Source organism: Brevundimonas sp. MYb52 (assembly GCF_002979535.1).
Lineage (GTDB): Bacteria > Pseudomonadota > Alphaproteobacteria > Caulobacterales > Caulobacteraceae > Brevundimonas.
In genome coordinates this window covers 284,337-300,971 of the sequence record NZ_PCPB01000001.1, presented here as the reverse complement: position 1 = coordinate 300,971, position 16,635 = coordinate 284,337, and the positions used below count along the sequence as shown (strand labels likewise).

General features: G+C 66.7%; 17 protein-coding genes. 4 read left to right on the top strand and 13 right to left on the bottom strand.

Annotated features, from left to right (window positions below):
* Window positions 1-25 precede the first annotated feature (25 nt).
* The 3 genes from ribD to glyA are packed head-to-tail and all read right to left on the bottom strand — an operon-like array spanning window position 26 to window position 2,430.
* Window positions 26-658 (bottom strand): bifunctional diaminohydroxyphosphoribosylaminopyrimidine deaminase/5-amino-6-(5-phosphoribosylamino)uracil reductase RibD, encoded by a 633-nt coding sequence (ribD, locus tag CQ039_RS01475; RefSeq protein ID WP_105562111.1) that lies wholly within the window; start codon window positions 656-658, stop codon window positions 26-28.
* Entirely contained in the window at window positions 658-1,134 is a 477-nt protein-coding gene (gene nrdR, locus CQ039_RS01470) for a transcriptional regulator NrdR (RefSeq protein WP_105562110.1), read from the bottom strand. The genes ribD and nrdR overlap by 1 nt, the downstream gene beginning before the upstream one ends.
* Before the next feature lie 12 nt (window positions 1,135-1,146).
* Entirely contained in the window at window positions 1,147-2,430 is a 1,284-nt protein-coding gene (glyA, locus tag CQ039_RS01465; RefSeq protein WP_105562109.1) for a serine hydroxymethyltransferase, read from the bottom strand.
* Between the two features lie 177 nt (window positions 2,431-2,607).
* On the opposite strand from glyA, the gene CQ039_RS01460 reads away from it, so the two are divergent.
* The gene (locus CQ039_RS01460) at window positions 2,608-3,360 is read left to right on the top strand and encodes an IPTL-CTERM sorting domain-containing protein (protein ID WP_158255968.1); all 753 of its coding nucleotides are present in this window, start codon (window positions 2,608-2,610) and stop codon (window positions 3,358-3,360) included.
* A gap of 9 nt (window positions 3,361-3,369) precedes the next feature.
* Here the strand turns inward: CQ039_RS01460 and CQ039_RS01455 are convergent, their stop codons facing one another.
* Window positions 3,370-3,558 (bottom strand): hypothetical protein, encoded by a 189-nt coding sequence (locus CQ039_RS01455; RefSeq protein ID WP_105562107.1) that lies wholly within the window; start codon window positions 3,556-3,558, stop codon window positions 3,370-3,372.
* Window positions 3,555-4,781, bottom strand: a complete 1,227-nt coding sequence (gene hemA, locus CQ039_RS01450) for a 5-aminolevulinate synthase (protein WP_105562106.1) — start codon at window positions 4,779-4,781, stop codon at window positions 3,555-3,557. The genes CQ039_RS01455 and hemA overlap by 4 nt, the downstream gene beginning before the upstream one ends.
* 180 nt (window positions 4,782-4,961) lie before the next feature.
* Here hemA and CQ039_RS01445 point away from each other — a divergent pair, with 180 nt between their 5' ends.
* The gene (locus CQ039_RS01445) at window positions 4,962-6,050 is read left to right on the top strand and encodes an agmatine/peptidylarginine deiminase (protein ID WP_105562105.1); all 1,089 of its coding nucleotides are present in this window, start codon (window positions 4,962-4,964) and stop codon (window positions 6,048-6,050) included.
* On the opposite strand, the gene CQ039_RS01440 is transcribed toward CQ039_RS01445, so the two are convergent.
* The 5 genes from CQ039_RS01440 to gor all read right to left on the bottom strand — a co-directional run bounded on the left by CQ039_RS01440 (window position 6,047) and on the right by gor (window position 11,202).
* The gene (locus tag CQ039_RS01440; RefSeq protein ID WP_233190108.1) at window positions 6,047-7,213 is read right to left on the bottom strand and encodes a sialidase family protein; all 1,167 of its coding nucleotides are present in this window, start codon (window positions 7,211-7,213) and stop codon (window positions 6,047-6,049) included. The two genes, CQ039_RS01445 and CQ039_RS01440, sit on opposite strands and share 4 nt — an antisense overlap.
* A gap of 26 nt (window positions 7,214-7,239) precedes the next feature.
* Window positions 7,240-8,139, bottom strand: coding sequence for a 3-hydroxyisobutyrate dehydrogenase (gene mmsB / locus CQ039_RS01435; RefSeq protein WP_105562103.1), 900 nt, complete (start codon window positions 8,137-8,139; stop codon window positions 7,240-7,242).
* An 82-nt stretch (window positions 8,140-8,221) separates the two neighbouring features.
* A complete protein-coding gene (locus tag CQ039_RS01430; RefSeq protein ID WP_105562102.1) occupies window positions 8,222-8,968 on the bottom strand; it encodes a class I SAM-dependent methyltransferase in 747 nt (248 codons plus the stop codon).
* A 28-nt stretch (window positions 8,969-8,996) separates the two neighbouring features.
* Window positions 8,997-9,743 (bottom strand): class I SAM-dependent methyltransferase, encoded by a 747-nt coding sequence (locus CQ039_RS01425; protein ID WP_233190102.1) that lies wholly within the window; start codon window positions 9,741-9,743, stop codon window positions 8,997-8,999.
* 76 nt (window positions 9,744-9,819) lie between these two features.
* Complete coding sequence (gor, locus tag CQ039_RS01420) at window positions 9,820-11,202, bottom strand: glutathione-disulfide reductase (RefSeq protein WP_105562100.1); 1,383 nt, start codon at window positions 11,200-11,202, stop codon at window positions 9,820-9,822.
* Between the two features lie 254 nt (window positions 11,203-11,456).
* Between gor and CQ039_RS01415 the strand changes: the two genes are divergently transcribed.
* Window positions 11,457-12,410, top strand: a complete 954-nt coding sequence (locus tag CQ039_RS01415; RefSeq protein ID WP_105562099.1) for a hypothetical protein — start codon at window positions 11,457-11,459, stop codon at window positions 12,408-12,410.
* Here the strand turns inward: CQ039_RS01415 and rpiA are convergent.
* Both rpiA and glmU read right to left on the bottom strand, forming a co-directional pair.
* Window positions 12,400-13,083, bottom strand: coding sequence for a ribose-5-phosphate isomerase RpiA (gene rpiA, locus CQ039_RS01410; RefSeq protein ID WP_105562098.1), 684 nt, complete (start codon window positions 13,081-13,083; stop codon window positions 12,400-12,402). The genes CQ039_RS01415 and rpiA overlap by 11 nt on opposite strands.
* Window positions 13,080-14,441, bottom strand: a complete 1,362-nt coding sequence (gene glmU, locus CQ039_RS01405) for a bifunctional UDP-N-acetylglucosamine diphosphorylase/glucosamine-1-phosphate N-acetyltransferase GlmU (RefSeq protein WP_105562097.1) — start codon at window positions 14,439-14,441, stop codon at window positions 13,080-13,082. The genes rpiA and glmU overlap by 4 nt, the downstream gene beginning before the upstream one ends.
* A 73-nt stretch (window positions 14,442-14,514) precedes the next feature.
* Between glmU and CQ039_RS01400 the strand changes: the two genes are divergently transcribed.
* Window positions 14,515-15,201, top strand: coding sequence for an HAD-IA family hydrolase (locus CQ039_RS01400; RefSeq protein ID WP_105562096.1), 687 nt, complete (start codon window positions 14,515-14,517; stop codon window positions 15,199-15,201).
* 490 nt (window positions 15,202-15,691) lie between these two features.
* On the opposite strand, the gene CQ039_RS01395 is transcribed toward CQ039_RS01400, so the two are convergent.
* Window positions 15,692-16,228, bottom strand: a complete 537-nt coding sequence (locus CQ039_RS01395; RefSeq protein ID WP_105562095.1) for a T6SS immunity protein Tdi1 domain-containing protein — start codon at window positions 16,226-16,228, stop codon at window positions 15,692-15,694.
* Window positions 16,229-16,635: the final 407 nt, after the last annotated feature.

The following is a 16,635-nucleotide window of genomic DNA, read 5'->3' as shown; positions in this document are numbered from 1 at the left end:
TCTAATTAGTCTAATTCGTCTGAAATCAGCCGTCGAAACGCGCGTAGCGTTCCCACAGGTCGTCTCCGACAGGCTCAACGCCCAGACGACGGAACTTGGGGGCGTCGGCCAGCTTTGCAAGCGCCAGGGAGGCGACGCAGGGCCTGCCCTCCCCGCCCAGCAGGATCGGGGCGCGGAACCATTCGATGGCGTCCACCGCGCCCGCCTGGATGAAGGAGGCGGCGACGCGACCGCCGCCTTCGATCAGGACGGAGCCGATGCCCCGCGCGGTCAGGGCGTCCAGAACGGCGGCGATGGCGGGGCGGCCGTCGTCGGCGGCGACGTTGATCACCTCGGCATGGCCGATGGCATGGGGCGCGGCGGTCGTCAGGATCAGGGCGTTCCCGGTCGCGACCTTGGCCGTCGCAGGGGTGCGCAGACGGCTGTCGAGGACAACGCGCAGCGGATGCGGCCCGGCATGGTCAGGCAGACGCACGGTCAGTTCGGGATCATCGGCCAGCACCGTCTCGACGCCGACCAGGATGGCGTCATGGCTGGCGCGCAGCCGATGCCCCTGCTGGCGCGCTTCGGGTCCGGTGATCCACTGGCTTTCGCCGGACGCCGTGGCGATGCGGCCGTCCAGCGACGTCGCCAGCTTCAGCGTGACGCGCGGGCGCATCAGCGAGGGTCGTCGGGCTTGGTCTCGTCGAAGCCTTCGTCGCCGAGGAATTTGGCGAAGTCGCCGGTGTGGCGGAAGTCCTTGTAGACCGAGGCGTAGCGGACGTAGGCGACCTCATCGACCGACTTCAGCGCCTTCATGATGAAGTCGCCGACGATGCTGGACGGGATTTCCGTCTCGCCCAGGCTTTCCAGCTGGCGCACGATGCGGCTGACCAGCAGTTCGACCTGATCGGGCTGGACCGGGCGTTTCCGCAGGGCGATGCCCAGCGAGCGTTCCAGCTTGTCGCGGTCGAAGGGGGTGCGGCGACCGTTCCGTTTCAGGATGACCAGTTCGCGCAGCTGCACCCGCTCGAAGGTGGTGAAGCGCCCGTTGCACTGCGGGCAGGACCGACGGCGGCGGATGGCCGCGCCGTCGTCAGACGGGCGGCTGTCCTTGACCTGGGTGTCGGCGTTTCCGCAGAAGGGGCACTTCATCCAGTCGGTCCCTTAGCGGTAGATCGGGAAGCGCGCGGTCAGTTCGCGCACCTGGGCGGCGACGCCCGCGACGACGGCCGGATCGGCTTCGTCGCCGCCGTTCATCGACGAGACGACGTCGGCGATCCAGTGGCCGATCTGCTTGAACTCTTCCTCGCCGAAGCCGCGCGTGGTGCCGGCCGGGGTGCCCAGACGGACGCCCGAGGTGACGGTGAAGGGCGCGGTGTCGAACGGCACGCCGTTCTTGTTGCAGGTCATCAGCGCCTTTTCGAGCTCATGCTCGGTGGCCTTGCCGGTCACGCCCTTGGGACGCAGATCGACCAGCATCAGGTGGCTGTCGGTGCCGCCCGAGACGATGGCCAGGCCGCGCTCGATCAGGACGCCCGACAGGGCCTGGGCGTTCTTGACGACCTGTTGGGCATAGCCCTTGAACTCGGGCTTCAGGGCTTCACCGAAGGCCACGGCCTTGGCGGCGATGACATGTTCCAGCGGGCCGCCCTGCAGGCCGGGGAAGACGGCCGAGTTGATCTTCTTGCCCAGGTCCGCGTCGTTGGACAGGATCATGCCGCCGCGCGGACCGCGCAGGGTCTTGTGCGTCGTGGTGGTGACGACGTGGGCGTGCGGGATCGGGTCGGGATAGACGCCGCCGGCGATCAGACCGGCGTAGTGAGCCATGTCGACCATCAGATAGGCGCCGACGCTGTCAGCGATTTCGCGGAAGCGCGCAAAGTCGATGTGACGCGAATAGGCCGAGGCGCCGGCCAGGATCAGCTTGGGCTTCTCCTTCTGGGCCATTTCGGCGACGTGGTCATAGTCGATCAGGTGGGTGTCTTCCGACACCTTGTAGGTCACGGGGCGGAACCACTTGCCCGACTGGTTGGCCGGGGAGCCGTGCGTCAGGTGACCGCCGCAGGCCAGGTCCATGCCCAGGAAGGTGTCGCCGGGCTGCAGCAGGGTGAAGAAGACGGCCTGGTTGGCCTGGGCGCCCGAGTGGGGCTGGACGTTGGCGAAGGCGGCGCCGAACAGCTCCTTGGCGCGTTCGCGGGCCAGGTCCTCGGTGACGTCCACGAACTCGCAACCGCCGTAATAGCGACGGCCGGGATAGCCCTCGGCGTATTTGTTGGTCAGCACCGAACCCTGCGCGTCCAGCACCGCCTGCGAGACGATGTTTTCAGAAGCGATCAGCTCGATCTGCTCCTTCTGGCGGCCCAGTTCGCCCTGGATGCCCTTGAAGATCGCCGGATCGGCGTCGGCGAGGCTCTTGGAGAAGTATGCGTCGTGGGTGAAGGCGGTCACTGGCGGGCATCCCGAAGGCTGGAGCGAAAACGGCGCCCCTATCTAGGCCGCGCCGCCGAACACCACAACATCTAGTGGCCGGCCACTGGACGCCCGCTTCAAGATACCAATGTTACAATTTGAGTGCGTCAGATAACGTCAAGCTTTATGGTGGCCGCCAAACCAGGGGGAAGAACCATGAAGCAGTTGATCGGATGCGCCGTCGCGGCGTTGAGCCTTTGGGCGACCCAGGCGGCAGCGGCAGGCCCCGTCGTCTATTATGTGCAAAGCGCGCCCTATACCTCGACCATCGACCCCACGGCCTGCCCGGTGGGCGTGTGCAAGACCTATGCGTCTGGGCAACGTCTGAGCGGGACGATCACCTTCTTCGGCTCGCTGGACCCTGACCTCAACGTCCAGACTGACGACGTCGGCCACATGATCGACGATTTCCAGCTCAGCGACGGCCAGAACACCTACACCCTGCTGAACGCCGGCATTCCCGACCCGGACATGGTCATCAACTTCGCCAATGTCAGCACCGACGCCAACGGCGTCATTACGGCCTTTGAGTTCAAGTTCGACAAGACGAACGGCGCGCCGTTCAATGTCTCGGCTGTGCCGTCGAACGATGTGCAGGCCCGTGTCGCGACGATCTATTTCACCTCGGTCCACCCGGCGGTTTCGGTCGACAACAATGCGCGATGCCTGACGCGACACACCGTCAGCAATGCGCCCACCAATACGCCGGGCGCCGGATGCTTGCAGACAACAGTCACTCCTGCCGAGGGGGCGTCTCAGGCTCAGGCCAGCGCCGTGACCATGTCGCTCACCCCGCCCTCGCCGCCCGCGCCGGTGCCGACCCTGTCGGAATGGGCGATGATCCTGCTGGGCGTCCTGCTGGCCGGCGGCGCGGCGCTGAACCTGCACCGTCGTCGTCAGACCGCCTGACGCCCGAGATCAGCGACGGGTCGCCAGGGCGCGTTTCAGCTTGGCGATGGCGACCCGTTCGACCGCGCGCGGTTCCAGCGCCGGGCCCATAGCCGAGACCTCGACGCCTGTGGCCGTGTGAACGGCCGAGCACTTCACATAGGTTCCGTTGCGGACGAACTCGACGATGACTTCGCCGAGTTCGGCATCGGTCGTCATGCGGCGACCGGGCGACGCGCGACGTTGCAGTGCGAGAACAGCTTGTCCATCGCATCGACCAGCTTGTCGATCATGCCGTCGTCATGGTTCGGCGACGGGGTGAAACGCAGGCGCTCGGTGCCCTTGGGCACAGTCGGGTAGTTGATCGGCTGAACGTAGATGCCGTGCTCTTCCAGCAGCATGTCCGAGATCAGCTTGCAGTGGACCGGGTTGCCGACGTGGACCGGGACGATGTGGCTGACGCTGGGCAGGACCGGGATGCCGGCTTCCAGCAGGCGGCGCTTCAGGGTCTCGGCGCGTTCCTGATGGGCGACGCGCAGTTCCGGGTGGGCCTTGAGGTGGCGCACCGAGGCCAGGGCGCCGGCGGTCAGGGCGGGCGGCAGGCTGGTGGTGAAGATGAAGCCCGAGGCCCAACTGCGCACCGCGTCCACGATCACCGCGTCGGCGGCGATGTAGCCGCCCATGACGCCAATGGCCTTGCCCAGGGTGCATTCGACGATGTCGATGCCGTCCAGCACGCCGTCGCGCTCGGCCACGCCCGCGCCGGTTTCGCCGTAGAGGCCGACCGCGTGGACCTCGTCCAGATAGGTCATGGCGCCGTATTTCCTGGCCAGGGCGATGGTCCCGGCGATGTCGGCGATGTCGCCGTCCATCGAATAGACGCTCTCGAAGGCGACCAGCTTGGGCGCATCAACCGGCGCGGCGGCCAGCAGTTCTTCGAGGTGTTCAAGGTCGTTGTGGCGGAAGATGTGGCGCGGACCGCCGCCGTGGCGGATGCCCTCGATCATCGAGGCGTGGTTCAGGGCGTCGGAGAAGATGATCAGGCCCGGCAGGATCTTCTGCAGGGTCGACAGAGTCGCCTCGTTGGCCACATAGCCCGAGGTGAACAGCAGGGCCGCTTCCTTCTGGTGCCAGCTGGCCAGCTCGGCTTCCAGATCGACCGCCGAACGGGTGGTGCCGGAAATGTTGCGCGTGCCGCCAGCGCCGGCGCCCACGGACTCGATCTCGGCGGTCATGGCGTCCAGCACCATCGGATGCTGGCCCATGCCCAGATAGTCGTTGGAGCACCAGACCACGACGTCCTGCTCGGAGCCGTCCTCGCGGCGGCGCACCGCTTGCGGGAACTGACCGCGCACGCGTTTCAGGTCAGCGAAGACGCGATAACGCCCTTCGTTGCGGACCTGCTCCACCGAGTTCTGAAAGGCGGCTTTATAGTCGAACAAGACGGTAGTTCTTTCGCTTATACAGCTTTGTGCGCCTAATTGCGCTCGCCGCTCAGCGTTGTCCATGTTCTGAGCCGGACAAAACGTCCCAACCCCTTAATTGATAACGATTCTCACCTCACGCATTTCACACAGGCTTGCGACTTGACCGTCTGACAGCCCCGCCTAGGCTCGGGCGTCATGAACAGACGACACGCCATCCAGACTGGAATCGCCGCTCTTGGCGTGGGAGCCGCCGGCTGCGCCGCCCCCACCCTCGCCTCGGCCCCGCGCTATGAAATGCCGATGGAAAGCGAGCGCCACACCCGAACCCTGATGCAGTGGCCGGTCAGCGTCGATGTCTATGGCGCGCGCGATCTGGCGGCGGTTCAGGCCAACATCCTCGCCATCGCCAACGCCATCAGTGAACATGAGCCCGTGGCCATGATGGCCGCCCCCGGCGCGCGCGGTCTGAACCGCGATCGCTTCGGCGAGGGGGTCGAGTTCTGGGACATTCCGACCGACGACCTGTGGTGCCGCGACAGCGGTCCGACCTTCGTCAAGGATGCGGACGGCGAACTGGCCATAGCCCACATCCGCTTCAACGGCTGGGGCGACAAGCAGCGCCACGGCAATGACGGCCTGATCGCTGAGCGGGTTGCGGCGCGGCTGGGCCTGTCGCTGATCGACAGCGGGGTGATCGGGGAACAGGGCGGGCTGGAGCACGACGGCGCCGGGACCATGATGGCCCACGCCAGTTGCTGGGTGAACGACAACCGAAATCCGGGCCTGAGCGCGGATCAGATCGCAGAACGCCTGGGCGCCGCCATCGGCGCGAGCAAGATGATCTGGGCGCCGGGGGTCAAGGACGCCGACATCACCGACTATCACATCGACTCGCTGGCCCGCTTCACCGGGCCGGGACAGGTGCTGATCCAGATCGACGACGAGTTGGACCCCGAGGACCCCTGGTCGGTCGCCGCCCATGAAACCCTGGGCATCCTGCAACAGGCGACGGATGCGCGCGGGCGTCCGCTGGACATCACCCGTCTGCCGGAGCCGATCGACATTCGCGCGACGGGCGACGATTTCGTCTCCAGCTACGTCAACTACTACGTCTGCAACGGGGCGGTGATCGCGCCCCAGTTCGGCGACCGCCGCGCCGACGCCGAGGCGCGCGAGATCCTGGCCGCCCTCTATCCGGGACGCGAGGTGGTGCAGCTCAACATCGACGCCCTGGGCGCCTCGGGCGGCGGCATTCACTGCGCCACGCAGCAGCAGCCAGCCTAGGGCCGATCGCTGCTCAAGGCTGACAGGGGAACGCGCGTCACCTGCACGTCCTCCTTGTTGGTCGCGTAGCCGACGTAGAGCGCGCCGTTCCAGACGATGCTCTTGGGGTAGTGATAGCCGGGCCGCTTGTACTGGCCTTCGTAACGCAGGGGTTGCAGGTCCCCCGCCCCGCGCAAGAGGAAGCTACGGTCGAACACCCGCCCGTCGTCGCTCAGCGTCACGGCCAGCGGCATGCGGGGACGGTCGGTATTGGGCGCATTGACCAGATAGGCGGTTCCGTCGGGCAGATTGCCCGCGCTCTGCTTGGCGCGGGCATCAGGCATGTCGGTCAGGACCGGGTTGGTCCAGTTGACGCCCCGGTCGCAGCTCTCGGACGCCAGTTGGCGGAAGCTCAGCTCCTCGTCGCGGAAGACCATGACGGCGCAGTCGCCGCGCTGGAACAGGCTGGGCTCGATCTCGCGGCTGAGGCGCTTTTCATGCTCGGCCGCTGCACCGCTGGCGTCGCGCGGCAGGTTCTGCATTCGCCCCTGCGCCCAACCCGTCAGGCCCAGAGGATCGTCGGTGTAGAAGGGCTTGGCGATCATGCCCGGCCGCAGATGGAAGCCCGTCATCAGCCGCCCGCGGATCAGATGCGGGTCCTGTTCGATGACGCCCTCGACCGCGCGGCCATCGGCGCCCATGACGCGGCGCGGCTCGCTCCAGGTCTCGCCGTCCTGGCTCAGCCGGTATTCGGCGTAACCGCCTGCGCCCGACTGGAAACCGTCGGGCCAGACGTTGACATAGGCGACCAGGGTTTCGCCATCCGTCCACCACCCGCCGCTGGAACGCATCACCCCGCCCTCGCCCGCATGGGCCAGGGCGACGGGGGCGCGCCAAGTCTCGCCGTCGTCGCTGACGCTGTAGGCGACCCAGGTGTCGGGCGCATCCTCGTCGCGCGCCGAGCTCTGCCACTGGGCGTAGAGCCGCCCCTTGAAGGGCGTCAGCACCACGCCGTTGCTGAACCGGTCCGTCGTCTCGCCCGGAGCGAAGACGGTGAAGGTCTGGGTTCCCGGCGCGGGCGTCAGGCCCAGATCAGGCTCCCCCGCCTGAAATAGGCCCACCGCCGCGCGATAGGGCGGATCAGCCGGAGCAGCGGCGATCAGACCGACCGCCGCCAGGCACACCAGCAAAGAAAGCCCCCCCGGCCCCTTCACTGCGACAGCGTGTCCAGCCGCCCGCGCAGCATCTGGACCATGGCTGAGAAGTCCTTGCCGCCGTAGCCGAGGCCGTTGAACAGGGCGTAGAGGGCCTCGGCCTGAGCGCCGAGCGGGGTGGTGGCGCCGGCCTTGGCGGCGGCGTCCTGGGCCAGCTTCAGGTCCTTCAGCATCATGGCGGTGGCGAAGCCGCCTTCGTAGTCGCGGTTCGACGGAGCGGTCGGGACCGGACCGGCCCAGGGGTAGTAGTTGCTGACCGACCAGCACTGGCCCGAGGACTTGGACGCGATCTCGAAGAAGCGTTCCGGCTCCAGACCCAGCTTCTCGGCCAGGGCGATGGCCTCGCAGGTGCCGACCATGGAGATGCCCAGAAGCATGTTGTTGCAGATCTTGGCCGCCTGACCGGCGCCGTGGTCGCCCGCGCGGATGGTGATGCGGCTCATCGGGTCCAGCGCCGGTTCGACGCGGGCGAAGTCACCCTCGTCGCAGCCGACCATGAAAGCCAGAGTCCCGGCGTCGGCGGCGGCGGTGCCGCCCGAGACGGGGGCGTCGGCGAAGGCGTAGCCGGCGTCCTTGGCCAGGCCGGCGACCTTGCGCGCCGTCTCCACGTCGATGGTCGAGCAGTCCAGCAGCAGGGCGCTGGACGGGGCGGCGCCGATGATCTGTTCGGAATAGACGCTGAGGACGTGGGGACCGGCGGGCAGCATGGTGATGACGATCTCGGCGTCCTTCACGGCCTCGGCGACCGAGGCGACCGTGCGGCAACCGGCCTCGGCGGCGCGTTCCAGCGCGGCGGGCGACAGGTCGAAGGCGGCGACGTCATGCCCTGCCTTGGCCTGATTGGCGGCCATGCCGCCGCCCATGTTGCCGAGACCGATGAAGGCGATGCGAGTCATCTGAGCGTTTCCCTTATGGATTTTGGGGCAGGGTTAGCCCCTCCCCGCCCGCTTCGCCAGTCACCTGTTCGACAGTTTCGGTTCAGGCGGGTTTTCTGAACCGCAGCATGAACTGGCTGGTCTTGCCGCGAATGGACGGGTCGAAGACATTGGCCGTGCGCGGGTCGTCAGCGCGGGCCAGAAGGTCGCTGGAGCCGTCCAGGACAAAGCCCGCCGCCTCGACCTCGCGCCTGACCTGATCGACCTCGATGCGGTGCAGGCTGTCGGGGGCCTCCGGCCCGGCGCCCGCCGCCGCCTCATGGTCGATGATGACATAGAGGCCGCCCGGCTTCAGGGCCTTGAAGGCTGCGGCGTTGACCCTGGCCGCCGTGTCCGCCGCGAAGGGTTTGAGGTGCAGGTCGTGGTAGTTCTGGGCGGTGAAGATCAGGTCCAGACCTTCGGGCCATTCCGGCGCGCCGATGGGCGAGTTGATGCCGTCGGCGTTGTCGAGCGTGGCGGCGGCGGCCAGGGCCTCGCCATAGCTGGCCTGGAAGCCGATGAACTCGGCCGGTTGCCAGGCAGTGACATGGCCCTCGGGTCCGACAGCGGCGGAGAACAGGCGGGTAAAGTAGCCGCCGCCGATGATCATGTCGGCGATCTTCTGACCCGGCTTCACCTCGGCGAAGGCCAGGGTGTCGGCGGCGTGGCGGGTCGTGTCGCGCGCCCGGTCCTCGGTCGTGCGGATGGGACTGGCCAAAGCGGCTTCATAGGCGGGCGCCGTCTGGGCCGAGACGACCGGCGCGGTGGCCGCCAGCGAGGCGGCGACAACGAGGGCGAGGAAGGGACGCACAGCTACTCCTCCTTTGATTTCAGCCGGTTCAGCGCGGCTTTCTGAAGCGATAGACGAACTGGTCGGTCTTGCCGCGAATGGCCTCGTCAAAGACGTTCAACGTGTGGTCGTCGGCGGGGTTCGCAACGACGGTAGTCTCGCCGTCGAAGACAAAGCCGGCGGCCTCGACTTCCTTGCGCAGTTGGGCCCCCTCGATGCGGTGCAGGGTCTCGACGGCGGTGTTGCCGGCGCCGGGCGCGGCCTGATGGTCGATGACCACGAACAGACCGCCGGGCTTCAGCGCCTTGAAGATGTCGGCGTTCATCTTGGTCACATCCACACCGAAACGGGGGATGTGGAAGTCATGGTATTCCTGGCTCATGAAGACCACGTCCAGGGGCTGGTCGAAAGTCATGGCGTCCAGGTCGCCGTTGACGCGGCTGACGTTGGGATAGGCGGCGACCAGGGCGTCGGCGCGCGGGTTTTCACGCTCTGCGGTCTTGTTCGGCACGAAGGCGTAGACGTGGCCGCCCTCGCCCACCACGCGGGAGAAGAGGCGGGTGAAATAACCGGCGCCGGGGCGGATGTCGGCGACGCGCTGGCCGGGTTGAAGCTGGGCGAAGGCGAGGATTTCGGCGGGGTGACGCAGGGGGTCGCGGGCGACCTCGTCGGCGGGGCGCAAGGTGTCGGCGACGGCGCTTTGCACCAGGGCCGAAGGGGCGTTCTGGGCCAGGACCGGCGAGGCGGCGGCGACCAGCAGGGCGGACAGGGCGGCGGCGAGCAGGCGGGACTTCATAAGACGACCTCCGAAACAGCTGGGCCGCATAAGGCGCGCGTCCGGAGCCGCTGGCAAGCGGCCCCGGACAGCAGGATCAGCCGGCCATCGCGGACGGCGACTGCTTCTCCTTCAGCGTGACCAGTTCCTCGGCCATGGTCGGGTGGACGGCGCAGGTAGCGTCCCACTGGGCCTTGGTCAGGCCCGCCTTCACGGCGATGGCGGCCAGCTGGATCATCTCGGGGCTTTCCGGGCCGACGATGTGGACGCCGACGACACGCTGGCTGTCGGCGTCGACCACCAGCTTCATCAGCACCCGCTCCTCCGAGCCGGTGAAGGCGTATTTCATCGGGCGGAAGCGGGTGACATAGACATCGACCTCGCCCGGACAGGCGCGGCGGGCCTCGGCCTCGGTCAGGCCGACGACACCGACCGGCGGCTGGCTGAAGACGGCGGTGGCGACGGCTTCGTAGTCGAAGTGCTGCGGGTTGTTCTTGTAAACCGTCTCATGGAAGGCGACGGCCTCGCGGATGGCCACCGGGGTCAGGTTCATGCGGTCGGTGACGTCGCCGATGGCCCAGATGTTGTCCGCCGAGGTCTTCGAGTAGGGATCAACGGCGATGGCGCCCTCGTCGTTCAGTTCGACGCCGGCGTTCTCCAGCCCCAGTCCCTTGACGTAGGGGACGCGGCCGGTGGCGAACATGATGGCGTCATGCTCCATCGTCATGCCGTTGCCGAGGTGGCTGACCAGACCGGTCTCGGTCTTCTCGATCGAGGTGTGCTGGCAGCCCAGGATGACCTTGATCCCGCGCTTCTCAATCTCGCCCGCCAGGTGGGCGCGCACGTCGTCGTCAAAGCCGCGCAGGATGTTGGGGCCGCGATAGATCAGGGTGGTGTCGACGCCGAGCCCGGCGAAGATGCCCGCGAACTCGACCGCGATATAGCCGCCGCCCGCGATCAGGATGCGCTTGGGCAGTTCCGGCAGGTGGAAGGCTTCTTCCGAAGTGATGGCGTGTTCGACGCCCGGCAGGTCCTCGGGCTTCCACGGTCGGCCGCCGGTGGCGATCAGGATCTTCTCGGCGGTGAAGGTCTGGTTCTTGCCGACAATCTCGACGGTGTGGGCGTCCTTCATCACGGCGCGGCCGTGGACCAGATCGACGCCCGCCTTGCCCAGGTTGGCGGCGTAGATGCCCGACAGGCGGGCGATCTCGACGTCCTTGGCCTGAAGGAAGGTCGGCCAGTCGAACTTGGCATTGTCGAAGGACCAGCCGTAGCCCTCGGCGATCTCCAGGGCGTGGCTGACTTCCGAGGCCATGACCATGAACTTCTTGGGCACGCAGCCGCGAATGACGCAGGTGCCGCCGACGCGATACTCCTCGGCCACGGCCACCTTCTTGCCGCCCAGAGCGGTCAGGCGCGCGGCGCGCACCCCGCCGGAACCGGCGCCGATGACGAAGAGGTCGTAGTCGTACTGGGTCATCGGGGTCTCCGGGAATGGACTCGAAAAGATGAGTCCAATTCGTCTGAATCGTCTGAAATCCGTGCGGCTGAACCGCAGCGCTGACCCGACTTAGGCGCCTGGGCGCGAGGGGGCAAGGCGACAGACCGCCCTCCGACGAAGGAAGCCGGAACGGCAGGCGGACATGAGGTCTCGCCGAAGCCTGGCGAACCTTTTAGAGGACGCCGTTCGATGATACCTTGCATCAGTCCATACCTATGTCGTGAGGCACGTCGATGATCGCCGCCATTCTCGCTCTTGCACTTGGCGTCAGCGCGCCGTCAGATCAGGCGTCGACGCAGCCCGCCCCGCCGCCCCAGGAGGATCAGGCGGTCCGCCTTGAGGACATCCAGGTCACCGGGCGACGCCTTGACAGCCTTATCGAGAGTTTTGTCGATGAAGTCGCAGCGCCCAATCGAGGACGCGGCATTGCGCGGTGGGATCGCAGCGTCTGCGTGGGAGCCGTCAACCTTCGCCGCGACGTTGCGCAATACCTGGTCGATCGCGTCTCGACCGTGGCCGAAGATCTGGGCCTGAACGCCGGCGATCCGGGCTGCACGCCCAATCTGCTTATCGTCGCGACCGCCGACGGAGACGCTTTTGCGCGGGAGTTGGTCGAAAAACGTCGTCGCGCGCTGCGCATGGGCGGCACAGGCATGGACCGCGGCTCCACGGCATTGAAAGATTTCCAGGACGCCAGCCGCCCCGTTCGCTGGTGGCAGGTCAGCATGCCGACAGACTCTGAGACAGGTCAGCGCGCGATCCGACTTCCGGGCGAGTGCACCAACGCATGCTCGGGACCGATGGACTACGCCCCGGCGTTCAATGTGGCCTCGGCGTCGCGACTGGCTACCCAGGTCATCGACAACATCTTCCGCGCCATCGTCGTCGTGGATGTGACCAAGACAGGCGACGTCAACTCAGCCCAACTGGCGGACTACATCGCCATGGTGTCGCTGGCGCAGATCGACCCGACGGCGGACACCAGCGCCTATGCGTCGATCCTCAACGTGTTCAGCGAGCCGAACAGCGCCGCCTTTCTGACCGAGTGGGACAAGGCCTATCTCGAAGGCCTGTACGACGCGCAACGCACCCAAAAGAACCTGCGCGCCGGCACGACAGAGATCGAATCCTCCATCCGCCGGGCGCATTCCCGTCTGGCCGCTGAAGCCGAGACGACTACGGATTAATCGTCTCGAACCCGGCATCCGTGCCGATGACGGCCAGGTCGGTGAGGTCGAGGAAGAGGCCGTGTTCGACCACGCCGGTCAGGCTCTTCAGGTCGGCGGCGAGGCGGGCCGGGTCCGCGATCAGCTTGCAGGCCGCGTCGTAGATCAGGTTGCCGCCGTCGGTGCGGACCAGACCGCGCTCGGCCTGACGGACGCGGGCGGGCATCGGGATGTCGTGGTCGGCCAGGACGTCGGCGATGCGGTTGGCGGTCGTCTTGTGACCAAAGGCGACGACCTCGATCGGCAGGGGGAAGGTCCCCAGAGCGGGCACAACCTTGGCCGCGTCGGCGATGCAGATGCAGCGCTCAGACGCCTCCCACACCAGCTTCTCGCGCAGCAGGGCCGCGCCGCCGCCCTTGATCAGGGCGAGGCCCGGGCCGATCTCGTCGGCGCCGTCAACGGTCAGGTCGATGCGGGGGGTGTCTTCCAGCGTCGACAGGGTCAGACCTAGCTCGCGGGCCAGATCGGCGGTGCGCTCCGACGTCGGGACGCAGCGCAGGTCCGGCAGGTTGCGCGCCGCCAACGCCTTGACGAACCAGGCGGCGGTGGAGCCGGTGCCCAGACCGACCACCATGCCGGCCTCGACATAGGCGGCGGCAGCTTCGCCGGCGTTCTTCTTTTGCAGGTCGCTCATTTCGCTGCCTTCTTTGCGCGCATGGTGGCCATGAAGCGGGCGGCCCAGCCCGGCTTGGTCGTCTGTTCGGCGCGGCCGAGCGCCAGATCGCCGGGTGCGACATCTTTCGTCACCACCGAGCCGGAGCCGACCATGGCGCCCGCGCCGATGGTCACGGGGGCGACCAGCGCACTGTTCGAGCCGACGAAGGCCCCCTCGCCCACCGTGGTGCGGTGTTTGAAGAAGCCGTCGTAGTTACAGAAGATCGTCCCGGCGCCGATGTTGGCTTTCGCGCCGACATGCCCGTCGCCGAGGTAGGCCAGATGGTTGGCCTTTGCGCCGGCGTCCATGCGGACGTTCTTGACCTCGACGAAGTTGCCGACCTTGACGCCCTCGCCCAGGTCCGCGCCGGGGCGCAGGCGGGCGTAGGGGCCGACCTCGGCCTTGGCGGCGACCTTGGCGCCCTCCACATGGCTGAAGCTGCGGATGCGCGCGCCCTCGGCCACGACCGCGCCGGGGCCGAAGACGACGAAGGGCTCGATGGTCGTGCCGGCGCCGATGTCTGTGTCCCAGGCGAAGTGGACGGTATCGGGGGCGCTCATGGTCACGCCCGCCGCCAGGAAGTGCTCACGCTGGGTCGCTTGGAACAGGGCCTCGGCCTGGGCCAGTTCGGACTGCGCGTTGACGCCCATGACCGAGTCCTCGGCGGCGAAGACGGCGCGGGTCGGGGCGCCGCGCTTGCGGGCCAGCTCGACCACGTCGGTCAGGTAGTATTCGCCCTTGGCGTTGTCGTTCTTCACCTGAGCCAGGAGGTCGAACAGCAGGCCGACCGGGGCCGCCATGACGCCGGAGTTGCAGGCGGTGACGGCCAAAACCTCGGCCGAAGCCTCCTTGGCCTCGGTGATGGCCAGCAGGTCGTCGCCCTGCAGGATCAGGCGGCCATAGGCGCCGGGATCGCGGGCCTCGAAGCCGATGACGGTGACGCCTTCATGGTGGTCGGCGAAGACCGGCTCGATGTCGGCGGCCTTCAGCAGGGGCACGTCGCCATAGGTGACGACCACATGGCCGATGAAGTCGCCTAGAACGGCCTCGGCGGCGCGCACGGCGTGGCCGGTGCCGAGCGGCGGGTCCTGAACAGCGATGGAGTCTTCGCCCAGACGGCGCACGACGTGGTCGCGGACCTCGGGCGAATGGCTGCCGACGACAACGACGATACGTTCGCAGCCCAGGGCCTCGGCGGCGTCGATGGCATGATCCAGCATGGCGCGCTGGCCCACCGGGTGCAGAACCTTGGGCAGCGGCGACTTCATCCGCGTCCCCTGGCCTGCGGCAAGGATGATGGCTGCCCTGGGATGAGACTGGGGATGTGGTGCGGTCATGAATCGATCCGGCGGCTTGTCGTCCTGCGCGATCTAGCCCATTGCCGGGGTCTGCGCGAGCCGGGAGACAAGAGTGAGCATCGAACGCGACCTGGAAGGCTGGACCATCGCCTTTGACCTGGACGGGACCCTGGTGGACTCGGCGCCCGACCTGATCGGCACGCTGAACCGGATGCTGGCCCAGTACGACCTGCCGCCCGTGCCCATGTCCTCGGCCCGGCATCTGGTCGGGCATGGGGCCATGGCCCTGCTGCGTCACGGTTTCATGGAGGCGGGCGCGGCCTGGGACGAGGCCCATGCGCCCGGCCTGTTCGAGCGCTTTATCGAGGACTATCTGGCCCACATCGCCGACGAGAGCGTCGTGTTTGACGGCGTGGTCCCGGCGCTGGAGCGGCTGGCCGCGCGCGGCGCCATCCTGTGTGTCGCCACCAACAAGCGCACCGACCTGTCGGTGGCCCTGATCGAGGCGCTGGACCTGACCCGGCACTTCGCCTTCATCGCCGGGCCGGACGCGGTTTCGGCCCGCAAGCCGAGCGGGGCGCATATCCATGAGGCGGTGCAGGAGGCCGGCGGTGATCCGGCGCGCTGCGTCATGGTCGGCGACAGCACGACAGATACGAAGGCGGCGAAAGACGCGGGCGTGGCCTGCATCGTCGTCGGCTTTGGCTACAACGACGTGCCGCGGGATGAGCTGGGCGGGGATGTGGTGATCGACCACTACGACGGGTTCGAGGCGGCGCTGGCCGAGGTGATGGGCTAAGGCCCCTCGCCCGCCCCTCCATCGCTCATCCCGGCGAAGGCCGCGTGCGCCCCGGAAGCGGACGCTCTGAAGTCGGCTGGAGGTGGAAGGCGGCCTTTAGCTTTTCACGCGAAATGGGTGTTCGGGATTTCGCCGTACAAAATCATCGACGTCTCGTAGGCGCTCAGGAAACGGCTCAGCGGCGCCTTTCCGAGTAGGCGAGTTGAAAAAGCGAAAGCCAGCTGACCACAGGGCATGGACCTTGTCCCACTGTTCGTTGTCAGCTTTCCTTGGAACTTTGAAGTTTCGGCCCATCCACTTAAGGGGCTCGCCGCATTCGGGGCACTTGGCTGTGGAACCATCGGCTAGTTTCCAGGACTTTCGACATCCGAAACAGGCATGGGGCCAGAGGCAGTCTGCACCTCGATGTCGCTGAGGCACGTAAGGCGTCGGGATGACCCGGCTCCCAATCTCGCGCCGAATTTCCATACGTTTCGCTTTCGAGGACATTCTATTCCCTCACGCTTAAACGCATCGTCGTTCCGTCGGGGAGATCGCTAATCTTATGGAATACGTCGGCCGTGAATGAGAACCACTCTTCCCATGAGGCGATCCAGACGTTCTCTAGCGTGTAGGCACCACCCAGGATGGGCAATGTGGTGAAGGCGTAGCACTCACCTTCACCCAAGAATTTCCCAGCGCTACGGCACTCGTCGGCAAGGCGACGTAGCTGCCAGCCGTGGGCGTCGCCTTCCACTTCCCGCCAAAACTCCTCCTCAGACGAAGCTATGAGCTCGGCCGAATGAGCCGCTCGCTCGAGCATCCGCACTGCGCCATCACCAGTGAGCACAAATGCGTCGCCGAACAGGTTCGTCCTCAAAACATGAACGGGGCTAGGCATGATCGGCGACCACGAAGAGAGGTCAGCCTCGTTGGCTAGGTCAGGCAGAAAGTAGTCGGAGGCGCTCATAGGAGCAGGCTGGCCTACGACGTTGACGTCTGCAATGGGTCGATTGCGGTCCTGGGTTTCGGCGCCGAAAGCGGACATTGGCCCTCCGGCTCGAAAGCGGCCGCCGTCAATGTCCGCTAAGGGTGGGAAGCGGACCCAGCGCTTATTCAAGGGTGCCCACAGCTACAAGCCTCTTCCCTTCGTAAAGCTCAAATCGACGTCCAGACGTCAGAAGCTCTTTGGGGGCTTCGTCTACGAGATACCTGACGTCAGCTGTCCATGTGTAGGGGGCGGGCGCTTCTATCTTTTCCACGACCAAGGACCAGGCATTGGTAGACGGCCAGGTGTCACTTTCCCCGTCAAACCTAACGACTGTGGTGTAGGGCGATGATCCTTCGCCTGACGGTGGCCTATCCCTTCCGCCCTCGTCGGATCTCATCCATTCAATATGCGCGCGCATTGTCATCTCTCCCGCCTTAAACTTTTAATGGGAGCAAGTAGGCGTC